Origin of the sequence: Bacillus sp. XF8 (assembly GCF_017498755.1) — a bacterium.
In the GTDB taxonomy this organism is placed as follows: domain Bacteria; phylum Bacillota; class Bacilli; order Bacillales; family Bacillaceae_G; genus Bacillus_A; species Bacillus_A bingmayongensis.
Genome location: NZ_JAGDQK010000003.1, coordinates 77,339 through 95,155, shown reverse-complemented (window position 1 = coordinate 95,155; position 17,817 = coordinate 77,339). Strand labels below are relative to the sequence as shown.

The window sequence follows — 17,817 nt, the reverse complement described above, 5'->3', positions numbered from 1 at the left end:
AGAGGGAGGAGTATAGAATATGACAATTCAATTTTATTGGTTTGCCCCTACTAGTGGTGATGGACAATATGTTGGTACGCAAAAGCCAGAACGACCACCTACACTTGATTACCTGGTGTCTATTGCCCAAAAAGCAGAAGAAGCACATTTTGATGGGATTTTAATTCCAACAGGAACACCTTATTTAGATGCGTGGATGGTTGGATCAGCTATTATTCATGCAACAAAATCTATTTCTCCATTAGTGGCATTTCGACCTGGTTTTATTTCTCCTACAGTAGCTGCAAAAATGGCTTCTACTTTGGATGAGTTTAGCCGAGGGCGATTAATGGTAAACTTTGTAGCAGGTGGGTCTTCTGTTGAATTAGGACAAGATGGTGATTTTTTAGAACATGATCTTCGCTATGAACGGGCAGATGAATTTTTAGATATTATAACAAATTTGTGGAAGGGACAATTAGTTGATTATCAATCTAACTTTTATAAAGTAGAGAAAGCAAATTTAATTCCGAAAAACTATCAAAATCGAAACCTTCCTATTTATTTTGGAGGTTCGTCTCACGCAGCAAAAGAAGTAGCTGCTAAATATGCGAATGTATATTTACAATGGGGTGAACCTGCAAATGAAATTAGACAGCAGTTGCAAGATGTACAAGAAAGAGCGAAAGCATATAATCGTTCATTAGAGTTTGGGATTCGTATTCATATTATTGTACGTGATACTGAAGAAGAAGCCTGGAAGGCAGCTCATCATCTTCTCAGTGAAGTGAACACTAAAGTTAAGAATAAGATGAGTACGTACTATAAGGAAGCTGATTCTGTTGCGCAAAAGCGTATGAATGATTTGTTAACCGGCGATTATCGTTTTGGAAAATATAAATGGGCCGGGATTGGAACAGTACGGAAAGGGGCAGGAACAGCGATAGTGGGAACACCGAAGCAAGTAAGAGAAGGGTTACAAGAATATATTGATCTTGGTGTTACTCATTTTATTTTGTCAGGATATCCTCATTTAGAAGAAGTAGAGCGTTTTGGAGAATTAGTAATGCCGCTGTTTAAATCTAATGAAGTATTAGCTTGAGTAGGAGGGAACGGGATATGGAGTTTGCTACATGGGGATATAATGTTTCAGGTGGTTTCTTGCGTGCAAGCGTGGAACAGATTACAGAATGGTCTTATGAATATAATAGGGATTTAACCTTGCTTGCAGATCGATTGGGAGTAGAGTTTATACTGTTCCCAGTTCGATATATCGGAAAAATTGGTGGAGGAGATGACACTAGTGGTCAATTAGATCCTTTGAGTATCACTGCGGCTTTAGCAGTAGAAACAGAGCATATTCATTTTATTAGTGCCGTTTTGCCTGGTTTTATTCCTCCTGCCACTTTAGCGAAAATAGGAGCAACAATTGATGTTATTAGCGGAGGAAGATGGCATATTAATTTAGTAAGTGGATGGTTTCAAGGTGAGCAAGAAGCCTTTGGAATTCCGTGGATTACTCATGAAGAAAGATATAAACGCTCTGAAGAGTATTTAGAAGTTTTGAAAAGCTTATGGCAACAAAAAGATGTTACATTTACAGGAGATTACTATTCTCTCAAACATGCGCAAATGGAACCAAAACCCGTACAAAAGCCTTATCCTAAAATTTTTCAGGGAGGGAATTCTGAGGAAGCTAGAAAAATGGCAGGAAGGTTGTCAGATTGGTATTTTATAAACGGCGCTCCACAGGAAGAGTTAATAGCGCAGGTACAGGAAGTCAGTACAATTGCTAAAAGTTATAACCGGAAAGTACAATTTGCTGTAAATGCATTTGTAATTGCTAGAGAAACAGAAGAAGAAGCAAAACAAGAATTACAAACGATTGTTACTCATGCAGATGAAAATGTAATTCAAAAATTTAAAGAAAAAGTGGGAAATGCAAAAGGCATGTGGGCAAATGCAACAGAAATTAGTGACTTTGTTGCAGCTAATGAAGGATTCCGTACGGGTTTAATTGGTTCTTATGAACAAGTCACCAAAAAAATTCAACAACTAGAAGAAATTGGGATTAATCTAGTGTTATTGACATTTCGTGATCCGTTAAAAGAGTTGCCTACTTTTTATGAGAAAGTTCAATCTAAGTTGTTGCAGATTCATAGTCTATGAAAATAGAGGAATGTATGAATAAGAGAGATGACTTGAAATAAATTGGAGTCATCTTTTCCTAATTCTTTATATTCAAGGTTGTAAGATCATTGATTGATACAAGAGAGTTATAGTTTCATGTACTGAACTGACAAGATGGATAAAGTGAAACTTTAATCAGTGGGGGTTTTCTTCATTCCCCACTGATTATCAGCCCGCACCAATCGGGGTCTTACTGCCCACAAATAGCGGGATAAATGGATGGTATAATACAAAAAATCCTGAAAATGGCATAAAAGGAGGGGGCTTATGCTCAAGAAAATTAGTTTTTCAAAATTTATTATTTTACTGAATGAGCCTTTTGCATCTTTTTAATTAATCGAATTTGTCCGCGATGGTTGATTTCATCTTCAAAGACGTGAAACCATTTGAAATAGTTGTTTGCTGGTTTGTCATGCCAAAACGGTGTCGTTTGATATAGCCATTCATCAGGCAGTGATTGAAACGTTGCAATTGTTTTAGCGCGAACTTCTTGTAACGTATGTATGTAGTAGTCTAATGGATGATTTTTAATCGTTTGACGTCCAAGATCACCTAATTCAATCCCTGGTAACCAGCGTTCTAATTCAGCTTCTGTTGGTTCGCGATCTTCAAAAGTATGAATTTGATAGTAAAATTCGATTGCAGCCATATGATATAAAAGCATACCAATGGAATTCGCCTCATCATTGTACAAATAATCCAGTTCTTCAATTGTTAAGTCTTGTACAGCTTGCATAGTTTTATAACGAGCATAATTCATCATAGAAACAAGTTTTGAGAACTCTACGTTTAATCCGTCCATTTTATCAATTACAAAATTCAATAGAAATTCCTCCTAGTAAATAATCTCTTCAGAGAAGGATTTCTCTATGCAGAAAGAAATTCCTGTTAAATAAAGAAGGTGAAATTCCATATGTTAAAAGAAAAAATCGTTACATAGGGGATAGATTAACCAATAACAATAAGGTCTCTAATCGCTTTTGTAATGAGTAATCCGTCTATTACGTATTGATGTAGTTGTTCGTGGATTTTTTTATTCTTGAAGTCATTTTAATCTCTTCCTTTCATCTCCTTAATATAAAAACAATAATTGTGCCAACTCATAACAAGTGCTAATTCATGTATAATGTGTCAAAAAATAAGAAAGGAATTATGTATGTGTCTGGATTTTGACAATATAGAGATAAAGTGTCAATTTTTTATCAGTATATTGTCCAGAGAGAGCGAGAGTAGTAAATAAAAAACGCAATGATCTTAATCAATCATTGCGTTTTTATATTTAAGATTTTAACTTCATCACCATATCGGCATCAGGCGTTACATACAGTGTTTGTTGATTATCGTATGTAACAAATCCAAGTTTGGCACCACTCGGTTTTTTAACATGACGAATCTTTGTGAAATCTACAGGAACAGAGCTAGAGTCCTTTGCTTTGCTGTAATAAGCAGCAAGTTTGGCAGCTTCTAATAAAGTTTCTTCGGTAGGTTCTAATGAGCGAATGACAACATGAGAACCAGGAATATCTTTTGTATGTAACCAAATTTCATCACGGCGTGCAAATTTCGTTGTTAAATAGTCGTTTTGTTTATTGTTTTTACCAACTAAAATTTCAGTTCCATCGCTGGCGATATACTTATCTAGTACTGGCTTCGTCTGCTTTTTCTTTGTGTTTTTCGATTTGCGGTTACGCACATAACCCTCTTCAGCTAATTCTTCACGGATTTCTTCAATATCTTTTGAAGAAGCGGCCTCCATTTGTTGAAGTAGGCTATCAAAGTAAATGATTTCTTCATTTGTTTTTTCAATTTGTTCTTTTACGATTGCGACAGAATTTTTTGCTTTTTGATACTTTTGGAAATAACGTTGTGCGTTTTCTGACGGTGTTTTTAGTGGATCTAACGTAATTTTTACTGTTCCACCATTTTCATCGTAGTAGTTGACAACTTCAATTTCTTTGTCGCCTTTTTTTAATGCATACATGTTAGCTGTAAGGAGTTCACCGAATAATTGATATTTATCAGCTTTCCCAGCATCTTGTAGTGTTTTTTGTAATTTAATTAATTTCTTTTCATTCTTTGTTTTTTCATTGTGCATAAATCGTTCTAAATCATGTGCCTGTTGTTTTACACGGTCGCGCTCTGCTTTTCCGAAGAAGAAACGATCTAATAATTCACTAACAGATGAAAATGTTTTTTCATCACCTTTTAAGTGAGCGAGAGGGAATAGATAAAAGAATTCTTTTCCGTCTGCTGTTATCATTGTTGGTTCATATTGGTGTACTTGCAATGGTTTTTGTAATGTGAAAAACGCTTCTGATAATGCACTTTCATTTACCATACCAGCTTTTTTTACAACTTCTTTTGCAAATAGCGGAGAAAGCCCCATAAAGGCCCCAACGAGTTGTTTATCCATATTTCCTGCTAAAAAGTCTAGTGGCCTAATAAACTCATCTTGTGTTTCAATCTGCAAGGGATTGATTTTATGCTGTGCTGGTGGTGCAACATATTCTGCGCCAGCATATACAGTACGATGCCGGTTTACCGCTAAAGAAACGTGCTTTAAGCTATCCAAAATGTTATTCGTTTTCGTGTCTACTAAAATAATATTGCTGTGACGCCCCATTATTTCAATAACTAATGTTTTTAACGATTCGTCCCCAATTTCGTTACGGCTTCGAACGGTAATTTGAATGATTCGTTCTAAATCGATTTGTTCAATTTTCTCAATAAATCCACCTTCTAAATGTTTGCGAAGAAGCATACAAAACATTGGTGGTAATGCCGGTGAATCATAACTTTGATTTGTAAGATGCATACGTGCGTATGTAGGATGCGCGGAAAGAAGCAGTTTTTGATTTTTTCCGTTCGCTCGAATATGTAACAAAATCTCATATTTTGAAGGTTGATATATTTTCGAAATTCTTCCTGTTTGAAGAGAATTTGTAATTTCATGTGTAATCGCTCTTGTAAATAATCCATCGAATGCCATTATGAACACTCCTTTCTAACTAAATGTTAATTATAGCATTTTTTTGGACGGGGCTGAATAAGCTTTCATTAGAGCATGTCTGCAATCAGGAGGTCGATAGCGAGATGAATTGGTATGAAATGCGTGCAAATGAAGTGGAAGAAAGAACGAATACGAATGTGAAGGTAGGACTGTCAGAGCAAGAAGCGGAAGGGCGATTAAAGAAGCTAGGTCCAAATGAATTACAAGAAGCAAAGCGGCCTTCTGCACTCGTTGTATTTTTATCACAATTTAAAGATTTTATGGTGCTTGTTTTATTCGGTGCAACGATTATTTCAGCATTTTTAGGAGAGTATATTGATGCAATTGCAATTGTGGCAATTGTGATTATTAATGGGATTCTTGGTTTTTTTCAGGAACGAAAAGCAGAAAAGTCACTTGAAGCTTTAAAGGAACTAGCCGCCCCGCAAGTGACAGTTTTACGAAATGGAAAATGGATAAAGGCACCATCAAAAGCTCTTGTTCTTGGTGATGTCATTAAATTTTCTAGCGGGGATCGTATTGGAGCAGATATTCGTCTTATTGAAGCATCCAGTTTATATATCGAAGAATCAGCATTAACAGGTGAATCTGTACCTGTTCAAAAGAAAGTAGAAGCATTACAAGGTGAAAATGTTGCGATTGGTGATCAAAGAAATATGGCTTTTATGGGAACGATGATAACGAGAGGATCAGGGATAGGCGTAGTAGTAGGGACAGGAATGAATACTGCAATGGGACAAATTGCAAATATGTTACAAAATGCGGAGCAAATGGAAACACCATTACAAAGAAGGTTAGAACAACTTGGAAAGATTTTAATCATTGTTGCCCTTATTTTAACAGCACTTGTTGTACTAGCTGGGGTATATCAAGGGAATGAAGTGTACCATATGTTCTTAGCGGGTGTATCACTTGCTGTTGCAGCAATTCCAGAAGGATTACCGGCAATTGTTACGGTTGCATTGTCACTTGGTGTACAGCGCATGATTAAAAAGAGAGCGATTGTTCGAAAATTACCAGCAGTAGAAACGTTAGGATGTGCTTCTGTTATTTGTTCGGACAAAACAGGAACGATGACACAAAATAAAATGATGGTAACACATATGTGGTCAGGTGGCGAAACATGGCATGTAACAGGGCAAGGATACGAGCCTACTGGATCGTTTATGAAAGGTGAGCAGAAGATTAATCCGGCATCTACAAGGTCGTTATATCAATTGTTAACATTTGGGTGTCTATGCAATAACGCGAACATTGTAAAAAAGAAAAAAACGTATGTCCTAGATGGAGATCCTACAGAAGGTGCACTCATTGCAGCGGCGATGAAAGCGGGAATATCGCGTGAAGCTTTAAAAGAAAAGTTTGAAATTATTCATGAGTTCCCTTTTGATTCCACACGTAAAATGATGAGTGTTATCGTTCGTGATCGTGATGGTAAAAAATTTGTAGTCACAAAAGGAGCACCTGATGTTCTTTTGCAAATGAGTCAAACCATTTTATGGGGGGATAAACAGCAGCCTTTAAGTGAGTTATATCGTAAAGAAGTGCAGGCAGCAATTCATAACCTTGGAAGCCAAGCGCTTCGAACGATTGCTGTTGCATTTAGGGCTTTAAAAGTAACAGATTCAATTGAACATGAAAGAGAAGTAGAAAAAGGCTTCATGCTTGTCGGGATACAAGGAATGATCGATCCGCCAAGACCGGAAGTGAAACAGGCTGTAAAAGAGTGTAAAGAAGCTGGTATTAAAACGGTAATGATTACGGGAGATCATAAAGTAACAGCAATGGCTATTGCAGAACAGTTAGGAATATTACCACAAAATGGCCGCGTTGTAGAAGGTGTGGAATTAGCAAATATGTCTGTAGGTGAACTAGAAGATATTGTAGAAGATACTTATGTATTTGCACGTGTATCACCGGAACATAAGTTAAAAATCGTGAAGGCTCTTCAAAATAAAGATCATATTGTTGCAATGACAGGTGACGGAGTGAATGATGCCCCAGCAATAAAAACAGCTGATATCGGGATAGCGATGGGGATTACAGGAACGGATGTAGCAAAGGAGGCTTCATCTCTTATATTATTAGACGATAATTTTGCTACAATTAAATCGGCAATTAAAGAAGGTAGAAATATATATGAAAATATTAGAAAATTCATTCGTTATTTATTAGCATCAAATGTTGGGGAAATTTTGGTTATGTTATTTGCGATGATGCTTGCATTGCCACTCCCGATGGTTCCGATTCAAATTTTATGGGTGAATTTAGTAACAGATGGTTTACCGGCAATGGCACTAGGATTAGATGCAGCTGAAGGAGATGTAATGCGAAAAAATCCACGGCATCCGAAAGAAGGGGTGTTTGCAAGAGGGTTGGCTTGGAAAATTGTGAGCCGAGGATTTTTAATAGGGATTGTAACCTTACTTGCATTTATTATTGCGTTTAATCAGCACCCAAGTGAATTGAAATATGCGCAAACAGTAGCTTTTGCTACACTCGTTTTAGCACAGCTTATTCATGTATTTGACTGCCGGAGTGAGCACTCTATATTCCATCGTAATCCTTTTGGGAATATGTATTTGGTTGGAGCAGTTATTATTTCAGTGTTACTAATGCTTGTGGTTATATATTATCCACCATTGCAACCGATTTTTAGTACAATGCCAATTCAGGCGAGGGATTGGTTATTAATTGTAGGCTTATCATCTATTCCAACATTCTTATTAGTTGGATCTTTATTAACAGGGAAGAAAGAGAAAAAGAAAAAGCCTTTGTTGTATAAGAAGAGTGTAAACTTGAAATAGTCAATGATATGAAAATGTGATATAATTTACAAAAGGTAGTAGAGTTGCATCTCTATTACCTTTTTCATTGAGTTATTTCATGGCGTGGATGTGATAAAAATGATTTCTAGCATGACAGGGTTTGGAAGGTCAAAAGTAGAAAACGAAGCTTTTCAAATCACAGTAGAAATGAAGTCAGTGAATCATCGCTTTTTAGAGATGAACATTCGACTTCCGAAACAAATGATGGTTTTTGAAGATAAAATTCGTAAGTTAATTGCAGAGCAAGTTCGCCGTGGGCGCATTGAAGTGTCCGTTATTATTACAGGAGAAGCTCTTGTTGAAAGAAAGTTAAGTGTGAATTGGTCGCTTCTTGAACAGTATAAATCCATTATGGAAGATGTGAAAACGAAATTTCAATTACAAGATTCCATTACACTTCAACAATTAATGGCGATGCCAGAAGTAACGGCGATTGAAGAAATGGAAAATGTAAATGAACAATTTGAACAAAGTTTATATGAAGCTGTTCGCCAAGCTGCTCGTATGTTAAAAACGATGAGAGATGGCGAAGGAGAACGATTACATAAAGATATAGCACATCGTTTACAAGAAATTCACGATTGTGTCAATGCGATTATTCCGCATGCACCAATTGTTACTCAAAAGTATCGTGAACGATTGGAAAATCGCTTAAAGGAATTACATAATCAGGAGTTAGATGAACAAAGGTTGCTGACAGAGGTGGCGATATTTGCGGAGCGCTGTGATATTCATGAAGAATTGGTTCGCTTGCAAAGCCATTTAGATCAATTTCATGAAGCGCTTGCAATTGAGGAGCCTGTTGGTAGAAAAATGGACTTCATTGTACAAGAGATGCATCGGGAAATTAACACGATTGGTTCTAAGGCAAACGACTTAACAATTTCAAAATATGTTGTAGAAATGAAAAATAACCTTGAAAAAATTCGTGAACAGGTACAAAATATTGAGTAGCTGTCAAAAAATATATAAAGTTATACGTGGTGGAGAAATCGGATAGACTTACTAGGAGGCGCAAACTATGGCCATGCGGTTTTTAAATATTGGATACGGAAACATTGTATCTGCTCATCGAATTATTGCAATTGTAAGTCCGGAGTCAGCTCCTATTAAACGAACGGTACAGGAAGCGCGTGAACATAACGTGTTACTAGATGCTACGTATGGGAGAAAAACAAGGGCGGTTATTGTTATGGATGATGGGCATATTGTACTAAGTCCAATTCAGCCAGAGACGATTGCACATCGTTTAAATAATAAAGAAGATTTAAGTGAGGAAGGGTAGGTTTTACATATTTATGAGAAGTAGAAGAGGGTTGCTCATCGTTCTTTCAGGACCTTCTGGCGTTGGGAAAGGGACAGTTCGAAAAGAATTGTTTAGCCATGAAGATACAAAATTTCAATACTCTATTTCAGTAACGACACGTAAACCGCGTGAAGGTGAAGTGGATGGTGTGGATTATTTCTTTAAAGAAAGAGAAGAGTTTGAAGAAATGATTCGGGACGAAAAGTTGCTTGAATGGGCAGAGTTTGTTGGGAATTACTATGGAACACCAATCGATTATGTTGAAAAGACGTTGCAAGAAGGAAAAGATGTGTTCTTAGAAATTGAAGTACAAGGAGCAATTCAAGTAAAGAAAGCTTTCCCAGAAGGTGTATTTATTTTCTTAGCTCCTCCAAGTTTATCAGAACTAAAGAACCGAATCGTTGGTCGTGGTACAGAGACTGACGATGTTATTGAAAATCGTTTAACTGTAGCAAAAGAAGAAATCGAGATGATGGACGCTTATGACTATGTAGTAGAAAATGATAAAGTAGAACTTGCTTGTGAGCGCATTAAAGCTATTGTGGTTGGTGAACATTGCCGCCGCGAAAGAGTAGCGAAATATTATAAAGAAATGACGGAGGGTATATAATATGTTAAATCCATCAATTGATTCATTACTAAAAAAAATCGACTCTAAATATACATTAGTAACGGTAGCTGCAAAACGCGCTCGTGAAATGCAAATGGCTAACAACTGTGTTGTTGAAAATCCTGTTTCTCATAAATGTGTAGGTAAAGCATTGGAAGAAATTGATGCGGAAGCGTTAAATTATGTACCAAGCGAAGAGAAAGTGTCTGAGTAAGGCATTCTTTTCGACAAATGAAAACATAGACTTTATACTTTTCTATGTAACGGTAACAACCTATTTACAAGTAGGTTGTTATTTTTTTACGATAGAGCTAAAAAGAAATAGGTTTTTGTTTCATGAAATACTAGCACTGACGAGCTGGAATGAATACATTTCAGCAGAATAAGTTTGAAAAAGAAAGAGGACGAGTCATATGCTAAAAGGGAAAAAGATACTTCTATGTGTAACAGGAGGCATTGCTGTTTTTAAAGCGGCAGCGTTAACGAGTAAATTAACACAAGCAGGGGCACTTGTAAAAGTAATGATGAGTGAATCAGCGATGAAATTTGTTACACCTCTTACATTTCAAGCGCTTTCTCGCCATGATGTATACACGGATACGTTTGATGAAAAAGATTCTGCAGTTATCGCTCATATTGATTTAGCAGATTGGGCGGACGTTGTACTTGTTGCTCCAGCAACTGCGAACTGTATCGGAAAACTAGCAAATGGTATTGCTGATGATATGATTACAACAACATTGTTAGCTACTACAGCACCAGTTTGGATTGCACCTGCTATGAATGTGCATATGTATGAAAATAAAATTGTTCAAAAGAATATGATGACGTTAAAAACGTTAGGATATACATTTATTGAGCCTGGGGAAGGCTTTTTAGCATGTGGATATGTTGCGAAAGGTCGATTAGAAGAACCAGAAACGATTCTTGCTCGATTGCAAGAAGCTTTTTCGGAATATAAACCATTAAAAGGGAAGAAAATTTTAATAACGGCTGGGCCAACTCGTGAAAAAATTGATCCAGTACGTTTTATGACGAATTTTTCTTCAGGAAAAATGGGTTATGCTCTAGCGGAAGTTGCGGCTGACTTAGGAGCGGATGTAATTCTTGTTTCAGGTCCAACTGCAATAACACCGCCTATAAATGTAACAACTGTACAAGTAGAATCTGCACAAGAGATGTTAGAAGCTGTAATGCAACATTATGGACTTATGGATGTTGTCATTAAAACAGCTGCAGTAGCAGATTATCGCCCCAAAATAGTGCATGATCAGAAGATGAAAAAGAAAAGTGGCGATGCGGTCATTGAGTTAGAAAGAACAACCGATATTTTGAAAACACTCGGTGAGAAAAAAGAACATCAGCTACTTGTCGGTTTTGCCGCTGAAACGACAAATATAGAAGAATATGCAACGAAAAAATTACGCGAAAAAAATGCGAATATGATTGTTGCAAATGATGTGAAAGCCCAAGGAGCAGGATTCGGTACGGATACGAATATTGTAACAATGTATAGAAAAGATGGAGAAGTTATTCGATTGCCTCTTTTAACAAAGAAAGAAGTTGCGCGTGAAATCCTAATGCAAATCAAAGCGATGTTAGAAGAGGATCATGTATGAAGTTTGCAAGTGTAATCGTTGATGTACCGGCACGTCAAACAGATCGCCCGTTTGATTATGTTATCCCAAAGAAATGGGAGGATATTGTACAAACAGGTATGCGTGTAGTCGTTCCATTTGGTCCACGGAAATTACAAGGTTTTATTATTGAAATAAAAGATTCAGTCGATGTGGAAAGTAAAAAGTTAAAAGCATTACATGAAATACTAGATGTTACGCCAGTTTTAAACGAAGAATTATTAAAACTTGGTTTTTGGCTGACGGATGAAACGTTATGTTATACGATTTCAGCTTTTCAAGTTATGCTTCCAACGGCGATAAAAGCAACTTATAAAAAGCGATTGCAGCTCCATAAACCAGAAGAAGTAGCGCCGGAAATTCGTGATTTGTTTCAAGGGAAAGAAGCGATAGATTGGGAAGAAATTGCCACGCACTCACATATGTATCGCATGGTTCAAAAAGAGATAACAAACGGTACCATTGAAGTCATCTATAGAGTAAAGGACAAAGTGCAAAAGAAGAAACAAAGAGTGGTTCGGCCAGAATTGCCACAGGAACAATTGGAAGCAGCTGCATTTGAACTGAAAAGTAAAAAGCAACAAGATGTACTTTATTATTTTGTAGAAAATTATCACAGTGTGGCATTAAAAACGTTAACAGAAGAACTACAAATAACAGATGCACCTGTAAAGTCGCTTGTGAAAAAAGGACTGCTTTTAGAAAAGTATGTTGAAGTATACCGTAATCCATATGACGACGAGGCTTTTGAACAGACAAAGCCATTTCCACTCACAGATGAACAAACCCAAGTGATTACACCTATTTTGTCATCTATTGCAAATGAAACATATAATCCATTTTTACTATATGGTGTTACAGGAAGCGGTAAAACGGAAGTGTATTTACAATCCATTGCTGCGGTATTAAAAAAAGGAAAAGAAGCCATTGTGCTCGTTCCGGAAATTGCGTTAACGCCGCAAATGGTAGATCGTTTTAAAGGACGATTTGGTTCACAAGTTGCGGTTCTTCATAGTGCGCTTTCTGTTGGGGAAAAATATGATGAATGGCGGAAAATTTTACGGAAAGAAGTAAAGGTGGTCGTCGGGGCACGTTCTGCTATCTTTGCGCCATTTGAAAACTTAGGAATTATTATTATTGATGAAGAGCATGAATCAAGTTATAAACAAGAAGATAATCCAAGGTATCACGCACGAGATGTTGCAGTCTGGAGAGGTCAATATCATAATTGTCCAATCGTGCTCGGTAGTGCAACGCCGACACTTGAATCGTTCGCTAGAGCGAAGAAGGGCGTTTATAATTTATTAACAATGCAAAAACGTATGAATGAACAAGCGTTGCCGACAGTAGAAATTGTTGATATGCGTGAAGAACTTCGAGATGGAAATCGTTCCATGTTTTCTAAATTACTTCATGAAAAAATAGCGGATCGGTTAGCAAAAAAAGAACAAATGGTTCTTTTTTTAAATCGAAGAGGCCATTCAACGTTTGTCATGTGTCGTGATTGCGGTTATGTAGTACAATGCCCTCATTGTGATATATCACTCACTTATCATAAAATGAATCATCGTTTAAAATGTCACTATTGTAGCTATGAGGAAAGTATGCCAACTGCTTGTCCTGCTTGTAATAGTTCGTATATTCGTTTCTTTGGTACAGGCACACAAAAGGTAGAAGAAGAAATTACAAAGTTATTTCCAGAGGCACGGGTTATTCGTATGGATGTTGACACGACGAGTCGTAAAGGAATGCACGAAAAACTATTAAAAGCGTTTGGTGAAGAGAAAGCGGATATTTTACTTGGTACACAAATGATTGCCAAAGGGCTTGATTTTCCAAAGGTGACACTTGTTGGTGTCTTAACAGCTGATACGATGCTGCATTTACCAGATTTCAGGGCGAGTGAAAAAACGTATCAGTTATTGACGCAGGTGAGTGGACGTGCAGGGCGACATGAATTACCGGGAGAAGTGGTAATTCAAACGTATACGCCAGAACATTATAGTGTAGAACTAGCAAAGAATCAGCAGTACGATGTATTTTTCGAACAAGAAATGCAAATGAGAAAAATGAGGCAATACCCACCGTACTACTACGTCGCGCTTATCACCGTTTCGCATCCAGAGTTATTAAAAGCAGTGAAAGTAACGGAAAAAATTGTCGGTTATTTACGAACGCATTGCATGCAACAAACAATGGTACTAGGGCCGGTTGCTTCAGCAATTCCAAGGATAAAAGATAGATATCGATACCAATGCATGATAAAATACAAGCGGGAACCAAACTTAAAGTACGTGCTCAAAATGGTAAATGAACATTATCAAGCAGAAATGCAAAAAGATTTGCAGATTTCAATCGACTTTAATCCAACAATGTTAATGTAGCGGAGGAAAATATGGCAGTTTTAGAAATTATAAAGCATCCAGATGAAGTGTTAGAAACCCCATGTGAACGGGTAATTAACTTTGATAAAAAGTTAGTGAATTTGTTAAAAGATATGCATGAAACAATGTTAGTTGCAGATGGTGTTGGTTTAGCAGCGCCACAAGTAGGTGTAAGTTTGCAAGTGGCAGTTGTTGATATTGGTGATGATACTGGGAAAATCGAACTGATTAATCCGGTTATTTTAGAAAAACGTGGTGAACAAGTAGGTCCCGAAGGCTGCTTAAGCTTTCCGGGACTTTATGGTGAAGTGGAGCGTGCAGAATATATTAAAGTACGTGCGCAGAATCGCCGTGGTAAAATCTTTTTATTAGAAGCAGATGATTTTCTAGCACGTGCAATCCAACATGAAATCGATCATTTACACGGTGTGCTATTTACATCAAAAGTGACGAGATATTATGAGGAAAATGAATTAGAAGAGATGTAAAAGGAGCGGTCTTTGAATGATAAAAGTAGTGTTTATGGGAACACCGGACTTTTCTGTACCGGTGCTTCGTCGTCTTATTGAAGATGGATATGATGTGATTGGTGTTGTAACGCAGCCTGATCGTCCAGTGGGCAGAAAAAAGGTTATGACACCAACACCTGTTAAGGTTGAAGCGGAAAAACATGGTATCCCGGTGTTACAACCGTTAAAAATTCGTGAACAAGACGAGTATGAAAAAGTATTGGCATTAGAGCCTGATTTAATTGTGACAGCTGCGTTTGGACAAATTGTACCAAACGAAATTTTAGAAGCACCAAAGTATGGGTGTATTAATGTTCATGCTTCATTGCTTCCAGAACTTCGAGGTGGTGCACCAATTCATTATTCCATCATGCAAGGAAAAGAAAAAACAGGTATCACGATTATGTATATGGTAGAAAAATTAGATGCGGGCGATATTTTAACGCAAGTAGAAGTGGAAATCGAAGAGCGTGAAACAACTGGTTCATTATTTGATAAATTAAGTGAGGCTGGAGCACACTTATTATCAAAAACTGTTCCACTTTTAATACAAGGAAAATTAGAGCCGATTAAACAAAATGAGGATGAAGCAACGTTCGCTTACAATATTAAACGTGAGCAAGAAAAGATTGATTGGACGAAAACAGGAGAAGAGGTTTACAATCATATTCGTGGTTTAAATCCGTGGCCAGTTGCTTATACAACTTTAGCAGGGCAAGTTGTAAAAGTATGGTGGGGCGAAAAAGTTCCTGTAACCATGCAGGCTGAAGCTGGTTCTATTGTAGCGATTGAAGAAGATGGTTTCGTTGTGGCAACAGGAAATGAAACTGGGGTTAAAATTACTGAGTTGCAACCATCTGGTAAAAAACGTATGAGTTGTTCACAATTTTTACGTGGAACAAAACCTGAAATTGGTACGAAGTTAGGAGAAGACGCATGAGACAAAATGTTCGTGAGTTAGCTCTCGATGGTTTAATACAAGTTGAAAAAAGCGGTGCTTATAGTAACTTACTTTTAAATAATTTGATTGAGAAGAGTCAAATTGATAGAAAAGATGTTGGGTTGTTAACAGAAATCGTTTACGGAACAATTCAACGTCGCGATACGCTGGATTATTATTTACAACCATTTTTAAGAAAAAAGGTGGAGGCGTGGGTAAAAGTCTTACTACGTCTTTCCTTATATCAAATGATATATTTAGACCGTGTTCCAGAAAGAGCGGCAATTCATGAAGCAGTTGAAATCGCAAAACGCCGTGGCCATAAAGGGATTGCGGGAATGGTAAACGGAGTGCTGCGCTCGATTCAACGTGAAGGTGTACCGGCTGTAGAAGAAATACAAGATCCTGTAAAACGACTTTCTGTTGCGACGAGCCATCCTGAGTGGCTTGTACAAGAGTGGACGGCAGCATATGATTTAGAAACAGCAGAAAAAATGTGTGAAGTGAACTTGCTTCCACCTGTTTCAGCAGCGCGTGTAAATGTCGATAAAGGAACAGTAGAAGAAGCGATTGTCTTGTTAGAAAATGAAGGTGTAGAGGCAAAACGTGGTGATTTATCCGAAGATGCTATCCAAATTGAAAAAGGAAACGTAGCGCATACAGAAGCGTTTCAAAAAGGTTTCCTTTCTATTCAAGATGAAAGCTCTATGCTTGTTGCGCGTGCTTTGGAACCAGAAGAAGGAGATATGGTTCTTGATAGCTGCGCGGCGCCTGGTGGGAAAACAACACATATCGCAGAGCGTTTAAAGGGGACTGGACAGGTAACATCACTTGATTTACATCCGCATAAAGTTCGATTAATTCAGCAACAAGCGAAGCGCCTTGGCTTAGAAAATGTTGAAACAAAGGCCCTTGATGCAAGAAAAGTCCAAGAGCATTTTGCAAACGAAAGCTTTGATAAAATACTAGTAGATGCACCGTGCTCTGGGTTCGGTGTAATCAGACGTAAACCTGATATTAAATTAGGTAAAGAAAAAGGCGATAGTGAAAGATTGTCGACAATTCAGCTATCGATACTAGAAAAGGTAGCTCCACTGTTAAAAGCAGGAGGTCGCCTTGTTTATAGTACATGTACAATTGAAAAAATAGAAAATGAACAAGTGATAGAGCGATTTTTACAAGAGTATCCTGAATTTGAATGGGATACTACTATGAAAGAGCGCATGCCAGAAAAACTACGTCCTTATATAAATGATGGACAAGTACAAATTTTACCGCATTATTTTGCAACAGACGGCTTTTATATTGCTTGTTTAAGAAAGAAGGTGTAGCATCATGGAAACGACTGTAAAAAAACAAAAGAAAAATTTAGAAACAAAAAAACCATCTATTTACTCTTTACAACTTCATGAAATGCAAGATTGGTTAAAGGAACAAGGTGAACCGAAATTCCGTGCAGGTCAAATTTTTGATTGGCTATATAAAAAACGTGTAAAAAATTATGAGGATATGACAAACCTTTCCAAAGGATTGCGTGATAAATTGTCGAATTCCTTTGATATTACTACTTTAAATACGTTAGTAAAACAAACATCTTCTGATGGAACAATTAAATTTTTATTCCAATTGTACGATGGATATTCTATTGAAACGGTATTAATGCGACATGAATATGGAAATTCCATTTGTGTAACAACACAGGTAGGTTGCCGAATTGGTTGTACATTCTGTGCATCAACACTAGGTGGTTTAAAGCGAAATCTAGAGGCTGGAGAAATCGTAGCGCAAGTAGTAGAGGTTCAACGTGCGCTGGATGAGACGGATGAGCGCGTGAGTTCTCTTGTTGTAATGGGAATTGGAGAGCCGTTTGATAACTACGATAACTTAATGTCGTTTTTACGCATTATCAACCATGAAAAAGGAATCCATATTGGTGCGCGTCATATGACGGTTTCAACAAGTGGAATCATTCCGAAAATTTACAAGTTTGCTGAAGAAGATATGCAAATTAACTTTGCGATTTCATTGCACGCTCCAAATACAGAATTACGTTCAAAGTTAATGCCGATTAACCGTGCTTATAAGCTACCTGACTTAATGGAAGCTATTAAATACTATGTAAATAGAACTGGGCGTCGTATTACGTTTGAATATGGTTTATTTGGAGGAGAAAACGACCAAGTTGAGCATGCTGAAGAATTGGCTCAACTTTTAAAAGGTGTAAAATGTCATGTAAACTTAATTCCGGTAAACTATGTACCAGAACGCGATTACGTAAGAACACCACGTGAACAAATTTTCTTATTTGAAAAAACGTTGAAAGACCGTGGAGTGAATGTAACGATTCGTCGTGAGCAAGGTCATGATATTGATGCTGCCTGCGGTCAGTTGCGTGCAAAGGAGCGCAAAGAAGAGACGAGGTGA

General features: G+C 37.3%; 15 protein-coding genes. 13 read left to right on the top strand and 2 right to left on the bottom strand.

Annotation, left to right across the window (positions count from 1 at the left end; genetic code table 11):
- The first annotated feature begins 19 nt into the window (after nt 1-19).
- Together J4P91_RS03670 and J4P91_RS03665 are read left to right on the top strand one after the other, a co-directional pair.
- Nucleotides 20-1,081 (top strand): LLM class flavin-dependent oxidoreductase, encoded by a 1,062-nt coding sequence (locus tag J4P91_RS03670; protein ID WP_207992992.1) that lies wholly within the window; start codon nt 20-22, stop codon nt 1,079-1,081.
- Nucleotides 1,082-1,098: 17 nt separating this feature from the next.
- Nucleotides 1,099-2,148: an LLM class flavin-dependent oxidoreductase gene (locus J4P91_RS03665; RefSeq protein WP_207992991.1), complete on the top strand. Its 1,050-nt coding sequence runs from the start codon at nt 1,099-1,101 to the stop codon at nt 2,146-2,148.
- 319 nt (nt 2,149-2,467) lie between these two features.
- Here J4P91_RS03665 and J4P91_RS03660 read toward each other — a convergent pair whose 3' ends face one another.
- Nucleotides 2,468-2,992, bottom strand: coding sequence for a DinB family protein (locus J4P91_RS03660; protein ID WP_207992990.1), 525 nt, complete (start codon nt 2,990-2,992; stop codon nt 2,468-2,470).
- 456 nt (nt 2,993-3,448) lie between these two features.
- Nucleotides 3,449-5,158: an Rqc2 family fibronectin-binding protein gene (locus J4P91_RS03655; RefSeq protein WP_207992989.1), complete on the bottom strand. Its 1,710-nt coding sequence runs from the start codon at nt 5,156-5,158 to the stop codon at nt 3,449-3,451.
- Nucleotides 5,159-5,262: 104 nt separating this feature from the next.
- Here J4P91_RS03655 and J4P91_RS03650 point away from each other — a divergent pair, with 104 nt between their 5' ends.
- The 11 genes from J4P91_RS03650 to rlmN all read left to right on the top strand — a co-directional run bounded on the left by J4P91_RS03650 (nt 5,263) and on the right by rlmN (nt 17,817).
- On the top strand, nt 5,263-7,986 hold the full coding sequence (locus J4P91_RS03650) for a calcium-translocating P-type ATPase, SERCA-type (protein WP_207992988.1): 2,724 nt from the start codon (nt 5,263-5,265) through the stop codon (nt 7,984-7,986).
- Nucleotides 7,987-8,085: 99 nt separating this feature from the next.
- On the top strand, nt 8,086-8,961 hold the full coding sequence (locus tag J4P91_RS03645; protein ID WP_017151217.1) for a YicC/YloC family endoribonuclease: 876 nt from the start codon (nt 8,086-8,088) through the stop codon (nt 8,959-8,961).
- A 67-nt stretch (nt 8,962-9,028) separates the two neighbouring features.
- Nucleotides 9,029-9,292, top strand: a complete 264-nt coding sequence (gene remA, locus J4P91_RS03640) for an extracellular matrix/biofilm regulator RemA (RefSeq protein ID WP_001251459.1) — start codon at nt 9,029-9,031, stop codon at nt 9,290-9,292.
- 13 nt (nt 9,293-9,305) lie between these two features.
- Nucleotides 9,306-9,923 carry a guanylate kinase gene (gmk, locus tag J4P91_RS03635; protein ID WP_026049172.1) on the top strand — a complete coding sequence of 206 codons (618 nt, stop codon included), beginning with the start codon at nt 9,306-9,308 and terminating at the stop codon, nt 9,921-9,923.
- Nucleotide 9,924: 1 nt separating this feature from the next.
- A complete protein-coding gene (gene rpoZ, locus J4P91_RS03630) occupies nt 9,925-10,137 on the top strand; it encodes a DNA-directed RNA polymerase subunit omega (RefSeq protein ID WP_003199650.1) in 213 nt (70 codons plus the stop codon).
- 199 nt (nt 10,138-10,336) lie between these two features.
- Nucleotides 10,337-11,542, top strand: a complete 1,206-nt coding sequence (coaBC, locus tag J4P91_RS03625; protein WP_207992987.1) for a bifunctional phosphopantothenoylcysteine decarboxylase/phosphopantothenate--cysteine ligase CoaBC — start codon at nt 10,337-10,339, stop codon at nt 11,540-11,542.
- Nucleotides 11,539-13,944, top strand: a complete 2,406-nt coding sequence (gene priA, locus J4P91_RS03620) for a primosomal protein N' (protein WP_207992986.1) — start codon at nt 11,539-11,541, stop codon at nt 13,942-13,944. The genes coaBC and priA overlap by 4 nt, the downstream gene beginning before the upstream one ends.
- Before the next feature lie 11 nt (nt 13,945-13,955).
- Nucleotides 13,956-14,432: a peptide deformylase gene (gene def / locus J4P91_RS03615; protein ID WP_207992985.1), complete on the top strand. Its 477-nt coding sequence runs from the start codon at nt 13,956-13,958 to the stop codon at nt 14,430-14,432.
- Between the two features lie 16 nt (nt 14,433-14,448).
- A complete protein-coding gene (gene fmt / locus J4P91_RS03610) occupies nt 14,449-15,393 on the top strand; it encodes a methionyl-tRNA formyltransferase (protein WP_207992984.1) in 945 nt (314 codons plus the stop codon).
- A complete protein-coding gene (gene rsmB / locus J4P91_RS03605; protein WP_207992983.1) occupies nt 15,390-16,724 on the top strand; it encodes a 16S rRNA (cytosine(967)-C(5))-methyltransferase RsmB in 1,335 nt (444 codons plus the stop codon). The genes fmt and rsmB overlap by 4 nt, the downstream gene beginning before the upstream one ends.
- Nucleotides 16,725-16,728: 4 nt before the next feature.
- Nucleotides 16,729-17,817, top strand: coding sequence for a dual-specificity RNA methyltransferase RlmN (rlmN, locus tag J4P91_RS03600; RefSeq protein WP_017151224.1), 1,089 nt, complete (start codon nt 16,729-16,731; stop codon nt 17,815-17,817).